Origin of the sequence: Salinivirga sp. (genome assembly GCF_035268865.1) — a bacterium.
In the GTDB taxonomy this organism is placed as follows: Bacteria; Bacteroidota; Bacteroidia; order Bacteroidales; family Salinivirgaceae; genus Salinivirga.
The window spans coordinates 1-15335 of sequence record NZ_DATFKB010000049.1 but is presented as its reverse complement, the minus strand read 5'-3'; the positions used below and the strand labels follow the sequence as shown (position 1 = coordinate 15335).

Annotated in this window: 15 protein-coding genes; 1 reads left to right on the top strand and 14 read right to left on the bottom strand. The window is 38.5% G+C overall.

Annotated features, from left to right (window positions below; translation table 11 throughout):
* Window positions 1-9: 9 nt before the first annotated feature.
* The 12 genes from VJ937_RS03275 to VJ937_RS03220 form a co-directional block, all read right to left on the bottom strand.
* A complete protein-coding gene (locus VJ937_RS03275; RefSeq protein WP_324065472.1) occupies window positions 10-1104 on the bottom strand; it encodes an ATP-dependent 6-phosphofructokinase in 1095 nt (364 codons plus the stop codon).
* Window positions 1105-1406: 302 nt separating this feature from the next.
* Window positions 1407-2144: an SIR2 family NAD-dependent protein deacylase gene (locus VJ937_RS03270; RefSeq protein ID WP_324065471.1), complete on the bottom strand. Its 738-nt coding sequence runs from the start codon at window positions 2142-2144 to the stop codon at window positions 1407-1409.
* Window position 2145: 1 nt separating this feature from the next.
* A complete protein-coding gene (locus VJ937_RS03265) occupies window positions 2146-2367 on the bottom strand; it encodes a hypothetical protein (RefSeq protein ID WP_324065470.1) in 222 nt (73 codons plus the stop codon).
* Window positions 2368-2503: 136 nt separating this feature from the next.
* Window positions 2504-3085, bottom strand: coding sequence for a nitroreductase family protein (locus tag VJ937_RS03260; RefSeq protein ID WP_324065469.1), 582 nt, complete (start codon window positions 3083-3085; stop codon window positions 2504-2506).
* A gap of 64 nt (window positions 3086-3149) precedes the next feature.
* Window positions 3150-3692, bottom strand: coding sequence for a thioredoxin family protein (locus tag VJ937_RS03255; protein WP_324065468.1), 543 nt, complete (start codon window positions 3690-3692; stop codon window positions 3150-3152).
* A gap of 75 nt (window positions 3693-3767) precedes the next feature.
* Window positions 3768-4484, bottom strand: a complete 717-nt coding sequence (locus VJ937_RS03250) for a glutamine amidotransferase (RefSeq protein ID WP_324065467.1) — start codon at window positions 4482-4484, stop codon at window positions 3768-3770.
* A gap of 113 nt (window positions 4485-4597) precedes the next feature.
* Window positions 4598-5767 carry a hypothetical protein gene (locus VJ937_RS03245; protein WP_324065466.1) on the bottom strand — a complete coding sequence of 390 codons (1170 nt, stop codon included), beginning with the start codon at window positions 5765-5767 and terminating at the stop codon, window positions 4598-4600.
* A 20-nt stretch (window positions 5768-5787) separates the two neighbouring features.
* On the bottom strand, window positions 5788-6483 hold the full coding sequence (locus VJ937_RS03240) for an ABC transporter ATP-binding protein (protein WP_324065465.1): 696 nt from the start codon (window positions 6481-6483) through the stop codon (window positions 5788-5790).
* A 29-nt stretch (window positions 6484-6512) separates the two neighbouring features.
* Entirely contained in the window at window positions 6513-7736 is a 1224-nt protein-coding gene (locus tag VJ937_RS03235) for an ABC transporter permease (protein ID WP_324065464.1), read from the bottom strand.
* A 30-nt stretch (window positions 7737-7766) separates the two neighbouring features.
* Window positions 7767-8984, bottom strand: a complete 1218-nt coding sequence (locus tag VJ937_RS03230; protein ID WP_324065463.1) for an ABC transporter permease — start codon at window positions 8982-8984, stop codon at window positions 7767-7769.
* A 35-nt stretch (window positions 8985-9019) separates the two neighbouring features.
* Window positions 9020-9784 (bottom strand): outer membrane lipoprotein-sorting protein, encoded by a 765-nt coding sequence (locus VJ937_RS03225; protein ID WP_324065462.1) that lies wholly within the window; start codon window positions 9782-9784, stop codon window positions 9020-9022.
* A gap of 17 nt (window positions 9785-9801) precedes the next feature.
* Window positions 9802-10341, bottom strand: a complete 540-nt coding sequence (locus VJ937_RS03220) for a TetR/AcrR family transcriptional regulator (protein WP_324065461.1) — start codon at window positions 10339-10341, stop codon at window positions 9802-9804.
* 244 nt (window positions 10342-10585) lie between these two features.
* On the opposite strand from VJ937_RS03220, the gene VJ937_RS03215 reads away from it, so the two are divergent.
* Window positions 10586-12262, top strand: coding sequence for a T9SS type A sorting domain-containing protein (locus tag VJ937_RS03215; protein WP_324065460.1), 1677 nt, complete (start codon window positions 10586-10588; stop codon window positions 12260-12262).
* Window positions 12263-12268: 6 nt separating this feature from the next.
* Here VJ937_RS03215 and VJ937_RS03210 read toward each other — a convergent pair whose 3' ends face one another.
* Together VJ937_RS03210 and VJ937_RS03205 are read right to left on the bottom strand one after the other, a co-directional pair.
* Window positions 12269-14164 (bottom strand): Na+/H+ antiporter NhaC family protein, encoded by a 1896-nt coding sequence (locus VJ937_RS03210; protein ID WP_324065459.1) that lies wholly within the window; start codon window positions 14162-14164, stop codon window positions 12269-12271.
* A 50-nt stretch (window positions 14165-14214) separates the two neighbouring features.
* On the bottom strand, window positions 14215-15335 hold a 1121-nt coding region (locus VJ937_RS03205), incomplete at its 5' end, for a polysaccharide biosynthesis tyrosine autokinase (RefSeq protein WP_324065458.1).

The window sequence follows — 15335 nt, the reverse complement described above, 5'->3', positions numbered from 1 at the left end:
TGCTAAAAACTAATCACCAAATGAGATACCAATACCTCGTGCTGATTTCATTAAATAATTAGATTCTTCTACAGTGTTATATTGACTAATGGCCTCCTTAAGCGGAACAGAAATGATATCGGGATGACGATATGAAACCATATGTCCGTATTCTTCACTTAATACCATCTCAAAGGCCTTAGAGCCATATTGTGTAGCCAAAACACGGTCATAAGCCACGGGTATGCCTCCACGTTGCAAGTGACCTAAAACAGTTTCCCGAATATCGTGCGGGCAACCTGCCTCTTTTAGTTGCTCTTTGAGTGCAGAAGCCACACCACCATATTTTTTATTGGCATAACCAACCTCATCGGTTTCTTTTTGGCTGGTGGTACCACCCTTTGGTTTTGCACCTTCAGCAATTACAATAATCGCAAAGCCACGGTCTTTGGTAAAGCGCTCCTCAACTTTTTCGAGAACTTTGTCTACATCGTATGGAATTTCAGGAAGCAGGCAAATGTCTGCTCCTCCGGCAACAGCTGCATGAAGTCCAATCCAACCTGCATCACGCCCCATAACCTCAAGAATAAGAATCCGGTTGTGACTTGCTGCTGTAGTAACCAATTTATCTACAGCCTCGGTAGCGACTTGCACAGCGGTTTGAAAACCGAAAGTTGCATCCGTGGCAGAAAGGTCATTATCGATAGTTTTCGGTACACCGATAACATTGAGACCTTTTTCGTAAAGCTTTTGTGAAATTTGCTGAGATCCATCTCCTCCGATATTAATTACAGCATTAATACCAAGATAGTTTATTTTACGAATCATTTCCTCGGAGCGGTCAACACTGGTCCAGCTTCCATCAGGATTTTGTACAGGCCACTCAAAAGGACCTCCTTTATTGGTGGTTTCCAGAATGGTACCACCACGGTAGTGAATACCTGCAACTGACTCCTCGTCTAATACTTTAATTTCTGTGGGTTCCCACAAAATTCCGTTGAATGCCTGAATACTTCCTACCACTTCCCAGGCCTTCTCTTGTGAAGCTCTCTTTACTATAGCTCTAATTACTGCATTCAATCCAGGACAATCTCCTCCTCCGGTAATGACTAATACTCTCTTCATCTGTCAATTAATTTTATTGTATTATCAATTTACTGTTATCTGTTTTAAAAATCCGCGCAAGATAAAAAAGCTGTATTGGGTGCATGTTAAATTAACCTTATCATTTAAACACATACCTGACCATTAACATATCTCGGGTATATTTGGAAAGCCCATCCAGATGGCAATGATAATGCGCCTTATGCTTTAAAAAGCACGAATTTTGGCAACGTAAAGGTACACAATTATAATGAAAATGATTAAAAAATTGGCATTAAAAAACGCCAAAAACTACGCAAACGTTTGAATGAGCAGAGGAATTATTACAGCAATGCATCAAGCTGAACAAGCACTTCACCGGCTTTGCCTTTAAGGGTAATATCAGAAATATTGTAGGTAAAAGTTGTGGGTTGTGGATTCACTTCAATAATTGTAGCACCATTACGTTTGGCCATCCAGGGGATATTTGATGCCGGAACCACTTCACCTGTGGAGCCTACGATCAACATTACATCGCACTCCTGCGCATGTTTTTCCGACTTAATAAAGGCTTCCCGGGGAATGGCCTCGCCAAAAAAAATAAAAGACGGTTTTGTAAGATGATTGCATTGGGGACAATGTGGATAATCCCTGTCAAAATCGACCTCGTTTACCGATACAACATGCGATGCATTATGCGTACAAATGAAAGTTTTTGAGTTACCATGAAACTCTGCAACATCGGTACTACCAGCTTCCTGATGCAAATTATCAATATTCTGGGTTATGATGCCTTTGAGCAATCCTTTCTGCTCCATTGAGGCCAGTGCTATATGTGCATTGTTGGGTTTTGCCGTGCCAAAATATTTAAAAAATAATTCGCGGATTACAGGCCAAACTGTTTCAGGTTTCTCAAGGTAGGTAGAGAGCTCCAGTATGGCAGGGTCATATTTACTCCAGATTCCATCATCGCCACGAAATGGCGGGATACCACTCTCTACAGAAATACCTGCACCAGTAAAAGCTACCATGTAACTGGCATTTTTTATTATATCAGCTGCTTTGTCCAGGTTATTCGACATATTATTGCTCCAATCTTGCTAACTCCTGCTTACTGAATAATGTTGGATAATCTTCGTCGTAGTGCTGTAAAATAGTTTTAAACAATGCCTCTCTTATAATTTGACTCTGATTTCTTACTTTATACCGCTCACAATATTGTTCAAAGGCGCTAATTTCCTTATCGGTCAACAAAATAGACTTACGGTATTTTCGCTTATAACGGCGATCATCTCTTGCTTTCATGCATTAAAGAATTTATTTGAACATGATAACTCGAGTCAAAATTACATCCATTTATCAACACCTGCTAACAGGATGTGCACATTTAATTAACATTTTCTGCACAAGTTATTAACATGAAAAGCCATTTTTTGGTTGGTTAATCCAGGTCTGATTGCCAAAGAATTTCTGACTGTGGGCGTTTGGGCACATGATGTACATCATGCTCATCGCGCCAATATTTATAATCTGGACTGGTCATTTCTTCAAGCACTACTTTTTCTGCTGGTTTACCAATTGTCAACACATCTAAAATGTCGAGATAATCGGGAAGCCTGAATGTTGAGCGAAGTTTATCACGATCGACTGATGCGATAATACAACAACCAAATCCTGCTTCTGCTGCAGCCAATGTAATACTTTGCATTGCTATTCCCTCATCGCAAAAATGAGATTTAGCTATTCTATTGTCGTGTAAAACAACAATGTAGGCAGCAGGACGCTCGCCTTCACCGGGGCCGTTCCAATCTATCAGGTAACCGGCCCAACGTAGCAATGGAAAAATCTTTTGATTCTTTTCAGTATCATTGACCAATAAAAACTTCAAACTTTGCTGATTTCTAGCACTTGCGCTTAGTCTGGCATGTTCTACAAAATTTTGCAAAAGCTCCTGATCAATTTTCACCGATTCATCAAAACGGCGAATACTTCTGTTTCTTCGGATTAAATCAATTAACTCCATAAAAAAAGCTTTTTCTTGCAAAATAAGAAAAAGCTTTAATTTGATTATTTAAAAAGTCTACCTTTTATTCAATATTAGACTCAAAATTTTCTACAAATTTATCAAATGGTTTTTGCTCGCGGTACAATTCCCTCTCAATATAGGTAATCATAGGCTCAAACTGCTTTGGTTTAATGTATCCGGGTTGTACGTGGATTATTTGTTGTTTCTCATCCATAAACACATATGTTGGATAAGATAATTTACCCTGAGTCAAAGCAATTGCCAAATCGTGAGGGGATCTGCTACCCCTGTTTTGGTTCTCGAAATTATGTCCCTGAAAACTTACAGGCTCTGTACTTTCGGCATTAAATTTTACGGCATAATAGTTTTCATTGATATATTTGGCTATAACCGGATGCGCAAATGTATTTTTATCCATAACCTTGCACCATTTACACCAATCGGTATACAAGTCAATAATAATTTTCCTGGGGTTCTCTTTTGATTTTTCAATGGCGTCTTCAAAAGACAACCACTTAATTTCCTGAGCCTGAACATTGAATGAAAACAATGCAATAACAAGCAAGGTAATTGCTTTAGCGATTTGCGTGGACTTTAAATTCATAATTATGCTATTTATTTAAATATTTCAATATTTGAATAACTTAAAAACAAATATTGTGCAAAAAATATTAATATCCTAAAGTCCGCAAATTTTTATGAACTGTTTAAGTAATTTTCCTCCTGTTTGATCAGGCTCGAGGCGCATTAGTAATTCATAGGGATCAAGGCCTTCAGTGGTAAGATGTAATGCATTTTGGTTGATATACTCGGCAACAATTTCATGGTTAAATTCCGGATGAAATTGACATGACCACATATGTGAATTGTACCTAATGGTCTGCACAGGATCAATACTATTTGTTGCCAGAAGCGTTGTTCCCTGGGGGATTTCTATAACAGATTGCGAGTGATACTGGTAAACTGAGCATTTATCGTACAATATGCTAAAAAGCTCATCATTATAAGCCTCTGCTTCAAATTTTACTTTTACATATCCTACTTCGGGCCCCCAGTCTCTGTAATCGACCACACCACCAAAAGCTTCTGCCATAGCCTGATGCCCAAAACAGATACCAAGTGTTGGTGTATCTGTATCGGTAATGGTATTAATCCATTCTTTAAGATCCTGCATCCAATCATCATTAAATGTCAGCATGTCATGCGAACCTGTAATGATAATGCCTGCATATTTGTCAGGCAAAGGAAAAGTTAAAGATTCATCCCTGGCATCAAAAATATCAAATTTCTCTTTTGTTATCCCTGAGGCAGCAATGATCATATCTTCAAAATCCCCATGATTCTTTTTAATAGAATCATAAGTTGATCCTGTTTTAACAATCAACAACTTTTTCATAAAGTGATACCTAAATAAATTCCCTATTCTATCCTTTACAAATATAGAAATAAATTATTAAGCACAATAAATTTCCAGTTTTTTAGCATAAAAGATGTTGATACTAACAAAACTTAGAAGCTATATTTGAATCTTAAATAGCCAATTTGACCAATTTTTCCGAACTCAGTATCGCGCTGACCAAAAAAGAGCTGCCCGATGCCTGACAATTGAAAATTATCTGAAATAGATACATCTATGGAAGGGCTGACGAATGCAGACAAATCCTGTGGGTTCATTATGGTGCTAACGCCTCCTTTCACAAGTGGAGTAATGTTATAAGTAATCTGTCCAAACAAATTTACCTTGCCCCTGCTTAACGTTTTTGGGGACAGCTCTCCGGTAGTAAAGACACCAATTCCACCAGCTTTACCAGATTTACCATTGCTGTTAAACAAAAAACCTCCGTGCAAATAAAGATTGTTTTCAAAGGTATAATCGCTTGACAAAGATGCAACAACAATACTGGTAGTATCTGCAATGCTTTTCCGTGGTTGAAACCAGGTCATTTCTCCACGAAATGCTGCGCCCCCAATATGCCCTGAATATCCAAAACCTGCCAGGTAATCATTTCCCATAAATCCACCAAGGAACTGAAAATCGTAGCCCCACTTATTAAACCGATAAAGCCCTGCCATGGCCATTTTCTCAATGCTATCACCAGCCTGATAAACCAGTTCGGCACTACTTGTTAAAGATCCGTAATATTTTATACGCGCAGCGTCGGTACCGGGACGTTCTTCGTACTCAAAATCAAAATAAGAAAATGTATTGAATACATCATTCGGGTTCCAGACCAGGTTCATTCCCCAGTTTATGCGCTGACGTCCAAGTGTCAGTTCCCACTTACCTTTAATAAATTGAGCATTCAATCTGTCGATCTCGGATATCCCTACAGCAGATTCATTTTCGAACCATACCCAGTCAAGGTCGGCATAGTAATCCTGATTAAGGGCATATTGTGTATAATCCGGGAAAAGCTTTACAAAATCGCCATAAATAAAACGGTTTCGGGCCTGAATATCAAGCGTCAGCCAACTTGTTGGGTAGTAGGTAAACTTCAATCGGTTATGTATAGCATTATCGCTCAACCAATTTTCCTTCATATCTTCGGGTACAAAAACTGTTTGCACATCTTTCACATATCCGGAAAACTCGTAGGGTGGTAAAGCATAATTATTCTGGGCCTGTAACTGTAATCCACTTATAAAGAGTACCAAAATACCGAAAAAAACGCTTTTCATATCAATATGATTTTCAAAATTTATTCACTCTGTTTTTTGGTCTCATCTTTTATAACTTTTCCATCCTCCACTGTAATTACTCTATGAGCTTTTTTCACAACGCGTGCATCGTGCGTTGAGAATATAAAGGTGATTTTTTCTTCCTTATTTAAGCGCTCCATAATCTCCAGCAAATTTTCTGTAGATTTTGAGTCAAGGTTTGCGGTGGGTTCATCGGCGAGTATAAACTTGGGCTTTGGTGCCAGGGCCCTTGCCACAGCTACGCGCTGCTGTTGCCCTCCCGATAATTTATTGGGTCTGTTATTTGCCCTTTCTGCCAATCCTACAGCACTCAACAACTCATGAGCTCTTAACGCTCGTTCTTTGGCTGGTTTACCTTGCAATTCCATTATAAACTCTACGTTTTCGCGGGCTGTAAGCACAGGTATGAGGTTATATGCCTGGAAAACGAAACCTATATTCATCAGCCTAAAATTAATAAGCTTAGAACCCTTCAGATTGTTAACAAGGGTACCATCAACTGTTATATGGCCTTCGGTTACGCTGTCGAGACCGCCCAACATATTCAGCAAGGTTGTTTTACCCGATCCGGAAGGTCCTACTATTGCGGCAAATTCGCCTTTTTCGAATGCGAGGTTTACTCCATTTACAGCGTTTACAGGCACTTCGCTGTCGTTGTATATTTTCTTTACGTTTTTAAGATCTATAATTGCCATCTTTTTAGGATTTTTGAGTTAATAACTTTTTACATATCTGTTCTAACTGCTTCTGCCGGATTTAGCTTCAAAGCCTTACGAGCAGGCACTAAGGAAGCAACCACACCGGTTAGTAACACCATTAAAGTAATGTTTATGACCATTGGAAAATCAATATCAGGAAATATAACGGGGTCATAGCCATAATTCCTTAATCCCTCGCCATATAGTCCGGTCAGATCAATACCACTAACTGAGGTGAACTTTGCTGTACCATAACCTATTACGACACCAATTATCCCGGCAAACCCGGACAGGTAAACACTTTCAAGTAAAATCATAGTAAATACACGAAGCTTATTCATTCCAACACTCATTAGCATACCTATTTCTTTTGTGCGTTCCAGCACAACCATGAGCATTGTATTTATAATACTAAAAAGCAGTGCTAGCAATATAATACCAATAAAAATATAGGTCATAAGTTCCATACTTTTAGTCAGGACCCGCATCTCAGGAGACAAATCTGTCCAGGATTGCACATCCAGGGATGGAAAAGCTTTCGCAAAATTTATTTTTGTTGAGTCAACCGCCTTGTTATCTTCCATTAATACAGCTATTTCATGACAGGTACTTTGAGGCATTTCAAGTGCTTTAGCCAACTCATCATACCTAACAAAAGCATGTGTTTCATCATAAGTGGAATTTACAGTTTCGAATATTCCGGCCACTTTAAATCCTTCATATACCAGAGTGTCGTCAAGTGCCTGAAAAGTTAGTACTACTTTTGATTTTACCTTAACTTTTAATTTCTCAGCCAGTTTCTTTCCTATTACAATTCGTTTTACTTTTCCTGCTTCAAAGTAGTCTCCGGCTATAATCTGTTCATGTAAATTTGTGACCTTTTTTTCTTTAGTTGGGTTGATGCCACTCAATTGAACTCCTGAACCGGTTTCTGCCGAACTGACCATGCTGCTAATAATGATACGTTCTGAATGAGCCTCAACTCCTTGCGCAGAATCAATCACAGCGATCTTTTCAGGCAAATTCTCCATATACTTTTCAGGCTCTTTTAGCTTTAAGAAATCAGGATGGTGAAACTGAATATGGGACAACTCTGTATTGATAACATTCTCGACCCGCTGTTCCATCATTCCCCTCATTAATGCTGATGCAAAAGTTCCTGCAAAAATTCCTATTATAATAGCGATCATAATTATGAGACTCCTGGTACGGTTTCTCCATATATTTCGCCATGCTATAAACCAAATCATTATTTAAAGTTTTTAGGGTTCAACATTTAGTTAACCACGAATGGCCTCAATCGTATTCAATCTCCGAACCAATTGGTATGGATATGCAGATATACCAAAAGTTATTAAGAAAACTATCAGTGCCTGATTTAAGAACACACTGGCGGAGAGTTTAAAATAAAGCAATGGCTCCATTCCAAACTGCTCATAGGCTGCACCATATTCTCCGGTAATGGGAATAGGGTTTGCACTAAACCAACCTACCAGAGGTAAACTAAAAACAAAACCTGCGATAACGCCAATAAAACCAATCATCATGGTTTCGTACCAAATAATTTTGCCAAGGCGGTATTTTTGCATACCTACAGCAACCATAACGCCCATTTCCCTGCGTCTTTCAGCCATCATCATCATTATGGTGCCCAATATGCCAAACCCAATTACGAGATATAGAATGGCTTTCATAAGCACACCACTAGCCTTATCGGAATTAATAAACTGTACTAATTCAGGAGACAGCTCTTTCCATGACAAATAGTTGTATCGATCATCGAATACATCATACAATTCTTTTTCTATTGTGGGTACATCTTCATAATCATCTGCCAACAAGGCAATCTCGGTCATTTTCTCATATGCATAAAAGAACTGCCGTGTGGTTTCCAAATCCAGGTACACGCCCATGCTGTTGAGCTCCGGTGTCGGAAACTCAAGAATTCCACGCACAGGATAAAGCCCGGCAGCACTGGCTCCATGGTATCCCTGACTCATTAAAATAATGGTATCGCCCAATTCAGCTTCGAGATGTTTTGCGAGGTTTTTTGCTATTAATAATCCCTGATCACTTTTCTGCAAATATGAGCCTTTCACAACCCACTGTTTAAGTCCGGTAAGGTTATTTTCTTTTTCAGGATCAATGCCTATTAGCATCCCTCCCCTGGTTTTATCTCCATTAGAAATAAGGGTATAACTTTTAAGCCTGGGAACTGCAGCCTTAACATGAGCAATATTCAAAACAGAATCAAGCAATCCGTCGGTTTGGTCAATGGTATTATTAATACTTTTATGTGCATTGTAATCCTTATGCTGAATTTGTACGTGACCCGAATAGGTTTTTACAACATTGTCAATCATGCTGCCATATATGCCTTCCTGCATAGAGCCCATCATGGTACTTAAAACAACCCCAAAAAATATTGACATTACGGTTATTAATGTACGGCGCTTGTTACGCCACAAATTTCGCCATGCCATTTTCAAATCCTTCATAATTTTAAGATTTTATCCTGCAAATGCAGGTTGGATTAACGAATTCGTTTCATATTCTGTTGCGAGAAAAACTGATCACTCAGCTTTATATTAAAATCAATTTGATCAATGATCACAATTGTTTTTTTATTTGGAGTATCGGCGGGTTGCACAATAGTTTTTGTAGGGATATCCCGGTTATCCATATGTTTTATCTCTGAATTTAAGTGACTTTTTACAAGCTCACCATCTTCACTAAAATACTGAACTTTAAGCGGAAAATACTTTTCTTTGGCTATATGACTTATTATTTTCCCCCAAACCACTGCAGCATCTTCTTTAGGAGTCATTTCAATCACCCAACATTCATATCCTTCATAATTTTCTACATTCACAACAGTATGATTATAATCCTTCACGATGCTTGATTCTTTCAGGATATCATCGTTTGTGTAATCAGATCCCATCCATCCTTGTGATAGCATGGAGGGAGGCAATTTAATGAGTCTGTTAATTTTTGGATTCCATGTCCACATCTCATTACCACGCTTCAAGAAGCTCTGTCCTTTCTCTGCGGCCGGGGCTTTAATATAGGTCATGGCCAGATCGCGGTCTTTACCCCAGCTTTTAAAAACAATTGTGCGATCCCAGGTGGGTCGAACGATTTTCATGGTCATTGTGCTTATGTAGGAATCTCCCTGCATCAGCTGATCTGATTTTCGGACAATCTCAGTAGCATGGTCGGGCTGGCCAAAAATTGGGTTTATAATTGCGGCCAGCATAACCATTGTAACGGTGCGAGTTAATAATTTAAAAATCATAAATTTGGTTTTAAGGGTTAAACGAAATCTTTGATTATTTTTTGTAAAACTTTTTTAATCGGAAATCCTTCCGGGTCAAGCAAATAATGCATACCTACGCCATCCAATGTAGCAACGAAATAACGCATTTGTGCTTCAGGCTCATCACAGCCTGATTCAGTAAAATAGGCTGTAAGCTCCTCCATCATTGGGCCTATTATTTTAATGGTCTGATCTTTCACGAGTTCTTGCATCCCAGGCTGCATTACTACAGTAAAAAAGAGGATCCAATAATCGCGCTCGCGTTGCATCTTATAAAAAATATCATGTAAATAATATATCAATTCCTCGCGCGTAAGCACGCCGTCACGGTTTGGGTCAAAATTTTCAGTGAGTTTTTCGGCACCAATGTCGAAAATATGCTTAAGTAAATCTTCTTTACTATCGAAGTAATTGTACATTAAACCTTTTGACACCCCTGCAGCTTCAGCGATCTTGCTAATTGATGTGTTATGAAATCCCTTCTCAGCAAATAACTGAATAGCTGTATCAATAATATTTTCTTTTTTTGTTTTCATCTGCAAACACATTGACTGAACGTTCGGTCAAATATAATACAGTTGCTTAAAATGACCAAACGTTCAGTCATATATTTTTAAAAATTATACAAATTTATTTTTAAGTCCCTATAAATAAGCCATCCACAAAACAAATCGTTAAAAATTCAATACGACGCTGATTGAACGAACGGTCATACTTAATATAAAACAACAAAAATCCATGTAATTAAAATTTTGTAAATTGCCTTTAAAATCTCATGACATGAAAAAATCATTACATCTATTTATAAGTCTCACCTTAGTATTTGGTGCACTGAATATAACCTATGCTCAGTTTGATTATTTCAATGAAACTCCGGACTTTCTTTTTTCAGAAGAAGGAAAATACGGAACGGGCCTGGGCATAGCCGACATGAACAATGATGGTTGGAAAGATATAGTGGTAGCAAATGGTAACGATATCATAAGAGATAAGGTTCAAATCTATTATAATCTGGGTGACGGTACATTCTCAAACACTCCCGACTGGCAATCAACGGATAACGATTACCATGCACACCTCTGCGTTGGAGACTTAGATAAAAACGGCTGGAACGACATTGTAGTAAGCGTTTATCTTGGAGATTCGGGGTTTGGCTCTCCGGGTAAAATCAAGGTATATTACAATTATGCCAGTGGAATTGACAATTCACCATCTTATATATCCGAATCATTTTACACATTCAGTTGTGCGCTGGGCGATGCCGATAGCGATGGAGATCTGGATATAGCTGCCACGGGAGGAGAATCATATTATAGCGTTTTTGATCAGGGACGCATTTTCATTAACAATAATGGCACTTTTACAGATACTGCAAATTGGAAAACCAATGATACGGCCTGTAGTTATGATGTGGATTTTGCTGATTTCAATTATGACGGATTCATGGATATTGTATACGGAAGCAATGGATTTACGAGCAAAATCTACCTGACCGACTCCACTGGTGTTATCAATAAAATACACGCCTGGGAAAGTAGTGAAAATAATTTACTGGTTAATTCCCTGGATGTTGGATTTATAGATGAAAATATTTATCCGGATGTTGTGTTCACCAATAACAACCAGGAAGGTGGAGATGGCAAAATGAAATCTTATCTTTTTGGTGACGGCACACTTCCATTAAGCAGTATGGCAAATTGGGAGTCAGACCAATGGAATTACCAATCAGGTGTCTATTTATACGATATCAACAATGATAATCAGCTTGACCTCATATCCGGAGGATGGTGGGAATCGCTAAGAATATACTGTGGAATGGACGCTGGTTTTAGTTCCGCACCTGATTATACATTCACGAGTGAGTCCGTTGTTGAAGCCATATCATTAGCCGATTTGGGAAAAGAACAAAACATGCAGATTACAGATACCATTGTAGTGTCGCAGGATTCTGCCTCGGTTTTCTACATGAGCAAGAAACCGGCTGAACGACTTATAACTGTTCAGCACAACTCTACTTTTTTAGAATATAATGATTACTGCTTTGTGCCCGGCAAAAACTGGATAAGCACAAAACCCAATATTCTTCAAAATGACACTATTATTATACATTTTACCTACAGTCCGTATGCCGACATGGTTGTCTCTAACTGGGATGTGGAAAATTTCATTTTCTACAATCAAATGGAAGATACCGTAAGTATTTCGAAGCAAACTTCTAAACTTCACATTTCCATTTACCCCAACCCGGCTGGAAACTATACAAGAATAGAGGTACCAACAAATATTAATACTGCTCTGGTCGAAATTTTTGACTATGCAGGAAGAAAGATTAGAGAGTGGCCAAATCTTAGGCCTGGCGAGCATAGGCTGAGCTTATCAAACATTTCATTGGGACTATATGTTGTCAGGATCTCCAGCAGTGAGATGACTTATAGTAAAAAACTGGTAATAAAATAGACCTGGCTATTGAACCTTTTTACCAAACAGTTTCAGTACAAAATATAAAACCGTAATGCCTATTGGATAAGTAATCCATGGAGAAACATTCCAGATAAGAGGAACCAGACCGATAAATAATGCCACTGAACCAACAGTTAGTGCATAAGGCATTTGAGTTTTGACATGGCTGATATGATCGCAATTACTGGCCAGCGAGCTTAATATTGTAGTATCACTAATTGGGCTACAATGATCGCCTAATACGGCACCTGCAAGAATCCCCGAAACCATTTGAGCTAGTAAAAGGTTAATCTCAGGAAGTGGCATTCCGGCCATCTCTCCGATATGCCAGGTCACAGGCATTAGCAGAGGATATAAAATAGCCATAGTTCCCCACGATGATCCTGTTGAAAATGCAACCAAGGCCCCTAACACAAAAGTAATTGCAGGCAGCAAACCAGGCAATGATTTCAAAGCAGACAAAAATCCGGCTAAAAACTGGGCTGTATGGAGCTCCTGAGTTATAGAGGCAAGCGACCATGCGAGAATTAAGATCACAATTGCACTCAACATTGAGCGGAAACCATCTATTATAGCATCTGAAGTTTGCCTTAGGGTTAGTAGTTTTTGGGACACACTCATGACAAATGCAGCAACAACAGCCGTCATTGATGACCAAAGTAAAGCTTTAAAAGCATCAGAATTACCTATAGTAATACTAAGCTTCCTGATAAAAGAATAATCCTCTGTTTGCCAAACGGCAATATCATATCCTGTTACAATTAAGCCTGCAAAAGTACCAAATACAATTATGCCTACAGGAACAATGGCATTTAACCAATGGGACGATTTTGGTTTGTCCTCCTGAGAATTTTGATCTTCAGCATCGTTGAACCTTAACTTACCAGTCTCAATCTCTGCTTTATACATGGGACCGAAATCGCGTCGTTGGTATATCATGAATAAAATGAATATCAAAGCCAGGAATGGATAAAACCTGTAGGGCAGCGATTGCAAAAAGAGCTGATATGGACTAATATCAGTACTCAGCTGGTTCAAACCCTCCTGAATGTAACTAAGCTCGACCCCTATCCATGTGGTTACAAAAGCTAAACAGGCAACAGGAGCTGCGGTGGAATCGACTATATATGCAAGCTTCTCTCGAGATATTTTTAAACGGTCTGTGATCGGGCGCACTGTGTTACCTACTACCAGGGTATTGGCATAATCGTCGAAAAAAATTAACACACCCATTAACCAGGTAAAAAACATACCTTTTCGCTGTGTACTAACCTTACGAGCCAAACGTTGCACCAACCCATGCATTCCTCCATTATTTCTGATTATTTGGACAACCGCTCCAATCATTAATGAAAAGACGATAACCGATGCATGCCCCGAATCTGCAATTGTATGAATTATTCTATTGTCAATAATATCGAAGAAACCCGTAATAAATGCTGTTCCAAAATGGCTGTCGCCGGAGTACCAGGCTATAGCAACTGTGCCACTTAATAAGCCTATCAGCAAGGCAGTAAGCACCTCTTTAAAAAGCATAGCAAACAGAATTGCAATTAAAGGTGGTAAAATTGAGTACCACAAAGGCATTACGCGAACGTGGGTTGTATAAGTTTCAGGGCCTAAGCGAACCTCATAATATCCCGTGCTATTAAAAGTTACTTTATAATTACCTTTACTACCAACAAATTTTTTCCACTCACCCGTCGGAAGTTTTATAGATATTGTATCATGGGCAAACTTAGATTCAACTTTTAAATTAGCAGGTATCTCCTGAATAATAAACCCGGGCCATTCTATTTCAGCTTTATTTTTGTTTTTTAGCTCGTTTAACTCACATTGCCCTGCCACCCAATTGGCAAAAAAGAAAAAAATAAGTGTAGTTAAAAATAGCCGGGTCATTATATTTATTTTATTAAATTGACTTTCAGCATTTCAAAAGATTATGAAAATCATTTTTTAAGGTTTAACAGCATCAAAATTTTTTCTTTAAAAGTTGTTTTGCCGTTTTCATCATCCTCATGGTATTCTTCTCCGTAACCATAGCCATAACCATAACCGTAACCGTAACCATAGCCATAGCCGTAACCATAGCCATAGCCGTAAGTGCCGTAGTAGCCTTTCAATTTGACATCGTTTACAAGAATACTCATATTTTGAAGACGATTATTTTTGTGTAAGTCATTAATAAGTTCCAGGGCATTTTTGGTGGAGTAATTCTGGCGGATAACAAAAACATTGGCATCAGCGTATTTAGCCAGCACAATTGCATCGCTAACCATAGCAGCCGGGGGCGTATCAAAAACAATAAAATCGTATCGTTCTCTGATGGTTTTTATGAACTGCTGAAAACGATCTGTTTCAAGCAGTTTTGCCGGATTAACCGGGGTTGGACCGGAGGGTACAATGGAGAGATTTTCTGTAGTTGTTTCAATTAAAATATCATCGATCTCGTGTTTCCCGATCAAATATGTGGAGAGACCAATCGAATTATCAACATCAAATTCATAATGGATTTTTGGTTTTCGCAAATCCAAACCAACCAGGAGGGTTTTTTGATTGGTCATGGCCATAACTGCTGCCAAATTAATAGATGAAAATGTTTTACCCTCACCACTCATTGCAGATGATATGCTTATTACTTTGCTTTTATCATCGAGTAATAAATATTGCAGGTTCGTTTTAACTGATCGAAAGGACTCGGCCAGTGAAGATTTTGGTTTATCTTTCACAACAAATTCTGAAGCCAAAACATTGTGCCCCACAACTCCTAGCACAGGAACGTTTGTATTATCTTCAATATCTTTTTTATCAACAATTTTATTATTAAAGAAATCTTTTATCAAAATAATAATCAGGGGCACAAGAAAACCGATTATCAGACCCAGTATATAATTCATTTTGTACTTGGGACTGATCATGTAAACACTGCTGCCCCGGGCTTTATCCAGAATTTTCGCATCACTAATGTTTGATGCTTTTTTAATTCCGGCCTCGGCCCTTTTTTCCAGCAGGTAAGTATAAATATTATCGTTAAGATTAAATTTCCGTTGTATATTCAGCAATCTTCGCT

Coding starts and splice junctions, on each gene's coding strand:
- VJ937_RS03215 (WP_324065460.1), top strand. CDS start 10,586: ATGAAAAAATCATTACATCTATTTATAAGTCTCACCTTAGTATTTGGT.
- VJ937_RS03270 (WP_324065471.1), bottom strand. CDS start 2,144: ATGTCGAATAACCTGGACAAAGCAGCTGATATAATAAAAAATGCCAGT.
- VJ937_RS03265 (WP_324065470.1), bottom strand. CDS start 2,367: ATGAAAGCAAGAGATGATCGCCGTTATAAGCGAAAATACCGTAAGTCT.
- VJ937_RS03275 (WP_324065472.1), bottom strand. CDS start 1,104: ATGAAGAGAGTATTAGTCATTACCGGAGGAGGAGATTGTCCTGGATTG.
- VJ937_RS03210 (WP_324065459.1), bottom strand. CDS start 14,164: ATGACCCGGCTATTTTTAACTACACTTATTTTTTTCTTTTTTGCCAAT.
- VJ937_RS03250 (WP_324065467.1), bottom strand. CDS start 4,484: ATGAAAAAGTTGTTGATTGTTAAAACAGGATCAACTTATGATTCTATT.
- VJ937_RS03230 (WP_324065463.1), bottom strand. CDS start 8,984: ATGAAGGATTTGAAAATGGCATGGCGAAATTTGTGGCGTAACAAGCGC.
- VJ937_RS03245 (WP_324065466.1), bottom strand. CDS start 5,767: ATGAAAAGCGTTTTTTTCGGTATTTTGGTACTCTTTATAAGTGGATTA.
- VJ937_RS03235 (WP_324065464.1), bottom strand. CDS start 7,736: ATGATTTGGTTTATAGCATGGCGAAATATATGGAGAAACCGTACCAGG.
- VJ937_RS03260 (WP_324065469.1), bottom strand. CDS start 3,085: ATGGAGTTAATTGATTTAATCCGAAGAAACAGAAGTATTCGCCGTTTT.
- VJ937_RS03240 (WP_324065465.1), bottom strand. CDS start 6,483: ATGGCAATTATAGATCTTAAAAACGTAAAGAAAATATACAACGACAGC.
- VJ937_RS03225 (WP_324065462.1), bottom strand. CDS start 9,784: ATGATTTTTAAATTATTAACTCGCACCGTTACAATGGTTATGCTGGCC.
- VJ937_RS03255 (WP_324065468.1), bottom strand. CDS start 3,692: ATGAATTTAAAGTCCACGCAAATCGCTAAAGCAATTACCTTGCTTGTT.
- VJ937_RS03220 (WP_324065461.1), bottom strand. CDS start 10,341: ATGAAAACAAAAAAAGAAAATATTATTGATACAGCTATTCAGTTATTT.